Genomic DNA, 7,011 nt, shown 5'->3' on the forward strand with positions numbered 1-7,011 from the left:
GATGAAATATAAAGGCTATTTGATTGATCTAGACGGCACGATTTATTTAGGAAAAGAGCCGATCCCTGCTGGGAAACGCTTCGTAGAATCCTTACAAGAAAAAGGACTGCCCTATTTATTTGTGACCAACAATACGACCCGCAGTCCCGAAGTCGTGGCACAGCGATTGGCGGATGAATTTTCGATTCACGTGGCACCAGAAACGATCTATACCGCAAGCTTGGCAACGATCGATTTTATGAAAGACCATGGCAAAGGCCGCAAAGTGTTTGTGATCGGCGAAGCGGGGTTGATCGATTTGATCTTAGCTGCTGGATTTGAGTGGGAAGAAACCAATCCGGATTATGTCGTGGTTGGTTTAGACAACCACGTGACGTATGAAAAATTTGTTTTAGCAACGTTAGCGATCCAAAAAGGAGCTACCTTTATCGGGACCAATCCAGACAAAAATATCCCGACGGAAAGAGGCTTGTTGCCAGGTGCGGGTTCACTGATTGCAATGGTGGAGACTGCCACCCAAACGCAACCAATTTTTATTGGCAAGCCAGAAGCCATCATTATGGAAAAAGCGGTGGCACACATCGGCTTATCAAAAGAAGAGGTCTTGATGGTGGGGGACAATTACGAAACCGATATTCGCTCGGGGATCCAAAACGGGATCGATTCTTTGCTCGTATTATCTGGCTTTACCCCGAAAGCGGCGGTTCCGACATTACCGGTAGCACCAACCTATGTGGTTGATTCTTTAGATGAGTGGGATTTTGAACAATGAAAAAACAAGTGTGGCTTGAACGCTTAGGATTTGTCTGCTTGTTTTTGTTTTTGGTCAGTCTAGCGATCACCCTAACGATCAATTTTCGACCGTTATATTGGTTTGATGTCGATCACTTAAATCTGCTGGATTATACCTCGCTAACAAGAGAAGAGTTGTTGAAGAACTATGGCTTATTGTTAGATTTTCTAAACAATCCCTTTGCAAGTACGCTCGCCTTGCCAGATTTTCCAATGTCTGAAGCGGGGGCTGGTCATTTCTACGATGTAAAACAGTTGTTTCTATTAAATTATGCTGTGATGATCGTCACGTTGCTGCCGAGTATCTGGTTCGTCAATCGGCTACGACAAAACCAACAGCAATGGCGCTTGATTCGTCCTTTTCAATGGGGGATGATATTGCCGCTGATTTTCGGGTTTTTGATGGCAGTCGGCTTTGATCGCTTTTTCGTTACGTTCCATGAGATTTTCTTCAGTAACGATGATTGGCTATTTAATCCAGCCACCGATCCGATCATCAACGTATTGCCAGAAACGTTTTTCATGCATTGCTTTATTCTCTTTTTTGTCTTGATTGAAGTCTTCTTTTTTGCTTTCTATTGGTGGGGCAAACGAGGCTTGAAAAAAACAGCGTAATGAAAAAAAGACCAACGATCCACTTCCTTTGAAGAAGGCGGATCGTCGGTCTTTTTTTATTGCGTAATGTAATGAGATTTACTTGGGTGTTGATGGGCTAAGCGACTTGCGGCAGAAGCGGCAATGGCACCTACGATATCATCTAAAAAGGTGTGAACGCGGGGACCGTCGTGCTTATTCAGTTCTTTCAAAATGCCCGGTTTGACTTTATCAATGTATCCGTAGTTAGTAAAACCGATGGAGCCGTACACATTGACGATGGATAGTGCGAGGATCTCATCGATCCCATAAAGCCCTTCGTCTTCTTTGACGATTTCTTGCAGTGGATGCAGCAGTTGATTTTCTTCTGCCAAAATATCCAATTGGACACCCGTCAAAATCGTGTTGTGGACTTCCCGCTTGCTTAAGACAGCGTTGACGCTTTCGATACACATCTCCAACGTGATGCCTTCAATGTAATCTTTTTGCAAGAACATCACCAATTCGCCGATGTCTTGCAGTGAGACACCGCGGTCGGCCAACAATTCTCTTGCTTTGTCTTCAAGTGTTTTGCTTTCTAATACCATATAGTTCCCCTCCATGTAAAAATAGTTTATTCAAAAGTCAACATGCGACTGATGGATTGCAATCATAAGTTGTGCCCTATTCCAGTTGCAGCCCATGCCGTTTGGGTTTAGTCCCTTCTGACATTTAGGTGTTTGCTAATTTTGCTTTGGCTGCCACTGCCCAAGGATGGGGGACCACTAAGTCACCGGCAAAGAGTCAGTCCATATAATAGCCAGCGGCAGATTCCAAGGAATCATCGAGGCGCTCTAATAAACCGGTTAAGAAAGGTGCTTGATCTTTGCGATCCCATTTGATTTTGTCTGCTAAAAAAACGATCAGATCGAGACGACTATATTGGGCCTTTAAGGTGGTATGACAGCTGATGGCGGACAGAATCTCTGGGTCAGACACCTGAAAAACCGTTTTTGCCAACAAAGCGGATTGCTGCTGATGCAGCAAAAAAGGTGCTTGCCGCTCCGCATCTAATATCGGTTCGCCTACTGCTATCTGCAAGGCGATTCGCTGGTCATGAGGGATGACGACGCTGACATCGTGCAGCAGTCCTGCCAAGTAAGCTTTCTCCGCATTGACTTGAAACCGTTCTGCCAATCGTTTGGCTTCTTGGGCAACGGCTAGATTGTGGACCGCCGTTTCGGCATGATCGAAGGCTTCCAGATACTGAACCATTTGCTCAGTGAGGGTCTCCCCCTGTAAAGGGAGAGTATAGGCGGCAAGTTGACTTTGACCAGCTTGTTTCATCTCAGCTACTCCTTAAAAAGACTTGTACTATGGGCAGGTTGTGTCCGCGTTTTGGGATCAATGTAGTGGAGCGCATTGTTCACCGCAGTTGGGGCTTCCCCGAAACCAGTAGCGATCAGGTCGACTTTTCCATCGTATAAAACGACATCCCCACAGCCATAGATCCCAGGAACAGACGTGCTCATATCTGAAGAGACGAAGACTCCTTGGCGGCTGCTTTTCATGCCCCAATCCTTGATGTTCAATGTGGAAGAAAAACCGTAATTGACGATTAAAGCATCCAATGAAAGGCTGACTGTTTCATCACCTTTGACTTGCTGCAACGAGACACCAGTCAAACGTTGCTCTCCTTGGAGCTCTTGAATCACATAAGGAGTCAGAATGTTGACGGCAGAAGCTTGTAATTTGCTGACGCTATGTTCATGAGCACGAAATTCAGGACGGCGATGGATCAAGTAGACTTCACTAGCGATCGGCTCCAGCATCAATGCCCAATCGATGGCAGAATCGCCGCCACCGGCGATCGCTACTTTGCGTCCGGCATACTTCATCAAATCGGTGACAAAATAGTCTAAGCCGTATCCTTCAAACCGCTCGCTTTCTGGCAAAGTCAGTTTGCGCGGCTGGAAGGAGCCGTTTCCTAAAGCCAAAATCACGGCTTTCGAGTAATGGATTCCTTTGTCGGTAGTGACTTCGATATAGTCTTCTTGTTTTTCGACCGACAAGACGGTTTCTTCTAAACAATATTGGTGATTGAAAGTCGTCAACTGTTTTTCCAGGTTTTGGACAAGATCGCCCGCTTTGATTTTCGGATAACCTGGGATATCGTAGATGTATTTTTCTGGGTACAAAGTAGCAAGCTGACCGCCTAATTGCGGCAAGCTGTCGATAATCTTAGTTTTGGCGTTACGCATGCCGGCATAGAAAGCAGAAAACATCCCGCTAGGTCCGGCGCCGATAATCGTTATATCAAAAATATCCATGTTATTCCTCTTTTCTAACCACGTTGGGTGAAGCATGTTCGTGTTGTACGAATAGCTTCATTATAGCAAAAATTATCCAAACTAGCATTTTTTCAATTTTCTGCTATCATGGATTTATGAGAGAGAAGGAGGAGTTAATGTGTCTGAATTTCCACAGTTAGCATTAGAAAAACAAACTGGCCATAAAGCAGTCATCAAAACCAATCGTGGGGATGTAGTTGTACAATTGTTCCCAGAATTGGCACCAAAAACAGTGAAAAACTTCGTTGAATTAGCGAAAAAAGGGTATTACGATGGGATCATCTTCCACCGTGTCATTCCTGATTTTATGATTCAAGGCGGTGACCCAACTGGTACAGGTATGGGCGGCGAAAGTATCTATGGCGGCAGCTTTGAAGATGAATTTTCAAAAGAGTTGTTCAATCTTCGTGGCGCTTTATCCATGGCAAACGCTGGTCCGAATACTAACGGCAGTCAGTTTTTCATCGTAAACAACCAAAATGTTCCTAGCAACATGTTAGGTCAATTAGAAGGTGCTGGTTATCCAGCTGAAATCATCGAAGCCTATCAAGCAGGTGGTACTCCTTGGTTAGATTTCCGTCACACAGTCTTCGGTCATGTGATCGAAGGAATGTCAGTTGTTGATGAAATTGCTGGTGTGCAACGGGGACCACAAGATCGTCCGGTGCACGATGTAGTGATCGAAACGATCAAAATCAGCGAATAAAACAAAAAGAACCCAAAAGCAGTTTCAACGGTCATCCTCAGGAGACCGTTGAAATGGCAGCTTTAGGGTTCTTTTTTTACACGTAAGCGTTAATCAATCGGTTGGTCTTTAAACGCGGCGGCGATTTGATTGAGTGCTTTTTCTAATAGCTCTTTAGGGCAGGCAAAGTTTAGCCGCATATGGTGACTCCCGTGGGGACCAAAGATACTTCCTTGATTCAACACGACGCTGGCTTCTTTGATCAGTTTTCTATGTAGCTGATTGTCCGTTAGGCCATAGGCAGAAAAATCTAGCCAGATCAAGTAAGTTCCTTCAGGCTTTTGAAACGACACGGTTGGCAGTTGGTCAGTCAAAAAGTCACAGACAAAGGTGCGATTTGCCTCTAAGTAGGACAATAGTTCTTCTAACCATTCTTCAGATTCACGATACGCTGCTTCAGTAGCGATCAATCCAAACGTATTGATCTCCCCTTGAACGTTACGCTCCTGTGTTTTTGAAAATTGGCTGCGCAAGGTTTTATCTTTGATGAATACCATCGAATTTTTGATCCCAGCTAAATTAAAGGTCTTGGTTGCTGAAGTCAAGATGATTGAAAAATCGGCAAAGTTTGGCTCAACTGTTTGGAAAGAAACAAAGTGATTTGGCGCAAAAACGATGTCTTGATGAATCTCATCACTGACAACGATCACTTGATGTTTTTGACAAATACGGCCGATCGCCAGTAGTTCTTCTTTGGACCATACCCGGCCACCAGGATTATGCGGATTACATAGAAGAAACAATTTTACCTTCTTTTCGATGATCGTTCGTTCCATCGCATCAAAATCGATGACGAAGCGTCCATCTTTTTCCAATAAGGGTTCTTGAATTAAGGTACGCTGATTGTTTTTGACAACATGGGCAAAGGGATGGTAAACCGGATCGTGGATCAATACGGCATCTCCTTCTTGGGTGTAACTTTGGATCGCTAGTGCAATACTAGGAACGACACCGCTATTAAAAAGGATCGCTTCTTTATTGATGGTATAACCATGACGTCTTTGCTGCCAATCGATGATGGATTCAAGCAGCGAATCAGGGATGGTGGAGTACCCATAAATCCCTTGGGCAACTGCTTTTTCTAAAGCTTTTTTCACTGGTTCTGGTGCCAGAAAATCCATGTCGGCTACCCAAAGCGGCAATAAGTTTTCTTCCTTATAGGTTTTTGCAATTGTATCCCATTTGACGCTATTGGTATTTAAGCGCGGATGAACTTTGTCAAAATTGATCATGCGTTTCCCTCCTATATTGTGTAACGTTGTTTCTGATGCTTCAAATCTACCACTAGTTCAAGTATAATGAAAGTGGAAAAGAGAGGAAAGACTATGAATTATCAAATCGGGAACATTATAGAAGGAACAGTCACTGGGATTCAACCCTATGGTGCATTTGTTTCGTTAGATAAAGAAACGCAAGGCTTGATCCATGTTTCAGAGATCCAATCCGGGTTTACTAAAAATATCCATGAAGTCTTACAGATCGGCCAAAAAATCCGTGTACAAATCATTGATATTGACGAATACAGCCAAAAGATCAGTTTGTCCCGCCGTACATTGGAAACAAGTTTTGTTCAGCCACCCTTTAAGCGTAAACGCTACTTTACAAATAAGAATAAGCGGATTGGTTTCCGTACGGTTGGAGAAGCTTTACCAGTGTGGGTGAAAGAAGCTAAAGAAATGTTAGAAAAAGAAAACAGCAACAGATAATCGTGCATATTTTCTGAAAATGTGCTAAAATTAGTTTACAAACAGATGAATAACTGAGGTGGGTATTTTGGGATCCAAAAAAGTAGCGGGTACAGTTATGATGCACTTAACAAATGGTTCGAAACGATTTTTGATGCAAATACACGAAGGCACTGCGGAATTAGCGTCAACGGATTTTTCTGAAGATAAAACCGGCTTGGCTACGATCTTACAATTGTTTAAAGACCGTATTCACCTTGATGTGACAGCGATCGAACTCGTTGAACTCACAAACGGAAATATTGATACGCAAAATATTCCTTTATTTGTTTTTGAAACACAAGAAGCAGGACAAACGCAACAGCTGCCAGAGGGGTATGCGTGGGAAGAGCCCAATATCTTTCGTAAGATCATTGAAGACTATAAGATCGAAGGCGTTCCGTTCTTTTAGCAACTGTATACTAGTGAAAAGACTGAAGACCGTTATGACGGTCTTTTTTTATTGAAAACTTTTTGTAAATAAAATGAAATATTTCCTTGACCTGAGTCAAGAAGAATGGTAAATTAGTCAACGTTGGCAATTGAGTCAGCGGGTCAAAAATGCTTTTGAAAAAACTTCAAAAAAAGACTTGACCAAAAATGAAACAGATGATATTATAACGAAGTCGCAATTTTAAAACAGTTAATCGATGTTGATACATCAACAAAATTAATTAAAAAAAGTTGTTGACAAATAACGAATCATTTGTTATTCTAATGAAGTCGCTGAGACAGCCGCTGCGAAGTTGAAAAACAACGAGCGAAAAAAACTTTTAAAAAAGAGTTGACAATCAACTGTCGCTCTGATATGATATAAAAGTTGCTA

Annotated in this window: 9 protein-coding genes; 5 read left to right on the plus strand and 4 right to left on the minus strand. The window is 42.9% G+C overall.

The window, feature by feature from the left end; all coding sequences use genetic code 11:
- Position 1 precedes the first annotated feature (1 nt).
- Both ACIPK1_RS11330 and ACIPK1_RS11335 read left to right on the plus strand, forming a co-directional pair.
- Positions 2 to 772 (plus strand): TIGR01457 family HAD-type hydrolase, encoded by a 771-nt coding sequence (locus ACIPK1_RS11330; protein ID WP_061053784.1) that lies wholly within the window; start codon positions 2 to 4, stop codon positions 770 to 772.
- Positions 769 to 1,407 carry a TIGR01906 family membrane protein gene (locus ACIPK1_RS11335; RefSeq protein WP_008378077.1) on the plus strand — a complete coding sequence of 213 codons (639 nt, stop codon included), beginning with the start codon at positions 769 to 771 and terminating at the stop codon, positions 1,405 to 1,407. Before ACIPK1_RS11330 ends, ACIPK1_RS11335 begins: the two co-directional genes overlap by 4 nt.
- Before the next feature lie 56 nt (positions 1,408 to 1,463).
- Here the strand turns inward: ACIPK1_RS11335 and ACIPK1_RS11340 are convergent, their stop codons facing one another.
- The 3 genes from ACIPK1_RS11340 to ACIPK1_RS11350 form a co-directional block, all read right to left on the minus strand.
- Entirely contained in the window at positions 1,464 to 1,973 is a 510-nt protein-coding gene (locus ACIPK1_RS11340; protein ID WP_005227653.1) for a phosphatidylglycerophosphatase A, read from the minus strand.
- A 196-nt stretch (positions 1,974 to 2,169) separates the two neighbouring features.
- Entirely contained in the window at positions 2,170 to 2,712 is a 543-nt protein-coding gene (yqeK, locus tag ACIPK1_RS11345) for a bis(5'-nucleosyl)-tetraphosphatase (symmetrical) YqeK (protein ID WP_400450906.1), read from the minus strand.
- A gap of 5 nt (positions 2,713 to 2,717) precedes the next feature.
- On the minus strand, positions 2,718 to 3,695 hold the full coding sequence (locus ACIPK1_RS11350) for an NAD(P)/FAD-dependent oxidoreductase (RefSeq protein ID WP_008378083.1): 978 nt from the start codon (positions 3,693 to 3,695) through the stop codon (positions 2,718 to 2,720).
- Between the two features lie 139 nt (positions 3,696 to 3,834).
- Between ACIPK1_RS11350 and ACIPK1_RS11355 the strand changes: the two genes are divergently transcribed.
- Positions 3,835 to 4,422 carry a peptidylprolyl isomerase gene (locus ACIPK1_RS11355; protein ID WP_008378086.1) on the plus strand — a complete coding sequence of 196 codons (588 nt, stop codon included), beginning with the start codon at positions 3,835 to 3,837 and terminating at the stop codon, positions 4,420 to 4,422.
- Between the two features lie 89 nt (positions 4,423 to 4,511).
- Here the strand turns inward: ACIPK1_RS11355 and ACIPK1_RS11360 are convergent, their stop codons facing one another.
- Positions 4,512 to 5,693 carry a MalY/PatB family protein gene (locus ACIPK1_RS11360; protein ID WP_086333027.1) on the minus strand — a complete coding sequence of 394 codons (1,182 nt, stop codon included), beginning with the start codon at positions 5,691 to 5,693 and terminating at the stop codon, positions 4,512 to 4,514.
- A 93-nt stretch (positions 5,694 to 5,786) separates the two neighbouring features.
- Between ACIPK1_RS11360 and ACIPK1_RS11365 the strand changes: the two genes are divergently transcribed.
- Together ACIPK1_RS11365 and ACIPK1_RS11370 are read left to right on the plus strand one after the other, a co-directional pair.
- A complete protein-coding gene (locus ACIPK1_RS11365; protein WP_008378090.1) occupies positions 5,787 to 6,167 on the plus strand; it encodes a CvfD/Ygs/GSP13 family RNA-binding post-transcriptional regulator in 381 nt (126 codons plus the stop codon).
- A gap of 67 nt (positions 6,168 to 6,234) precedes the next feature.
- A complete protein-coding gene (locus ACIPK1_RS11370; protein ID WP_008378091.1) occupies positions 6,235 to 6,597 on the plus strand; it encodes a hypothetical protein in 363 nt (120 codons plus the stop codon).
- The last annotated feature ends 414 nt before the right edge of the window (positions 6,598 to 7,011 follow it).

The sequence above is a fragment of the Enterococcus sp. NPDC086594 genome (assembly GCF_044746145.1).
GTDB classification, from domain to species: Bacteria; Bacillota; Bacilli; order Lactobacillales; family Enterococcaceae; genus Enterococcus_D; species Enterococcus_D entomosocium.

Coding starts and splice junctions, on each gene's coding strand:
- ACIPK1_RS11330 (WP_061053784.1), top strand. CDS start 2: ATGAAATATAAAGGCTATTTGATTGATCTAGACGGCACGATTTATTTA.
- ACIPK1_RS11335 (WP_008378077.1), top strand. CDS start 769: ATGAAAAAACAAGTGTGGCTTGAACGCTTAGGATTTGTCTGCTTGTTT.
- ACIPK1_RS11340 (WP_005227653.1), bottom strand. CDS start 1,973: ATGGTATTAGAAAGCAAAACACTTGAAGACAAAGCAAGAGAATTGTTG.
- yqeK (WP_400450906.1), bottom strand. CDS start 2,712: ATGAAACAAGCTGGTCAAAGTCAACTTGCCGCCTATACTCTCCCTTTA.
- ACIPK1_RS11350 (WP_008378083.1), bottom strand. CDS start 3,695: ATGGATATTTTTGATATAACGATTATCGGCGCCGGACCTAGCGGGATG.
- ACIPK1_RS11360 (WP_086333027.1), bottom strand. CDS start 5,693: ATGATCAATTTTGACAAAGTTCATCCGCGCTTAAATACCAATAGCGTC.
- ACIPK1_RS11365 (WP_008378090.1), top strand. CDS start 5,787: ATGAATTATCAAATCGGGAACATTATAGAAGGAACAGTCACTGGGATT.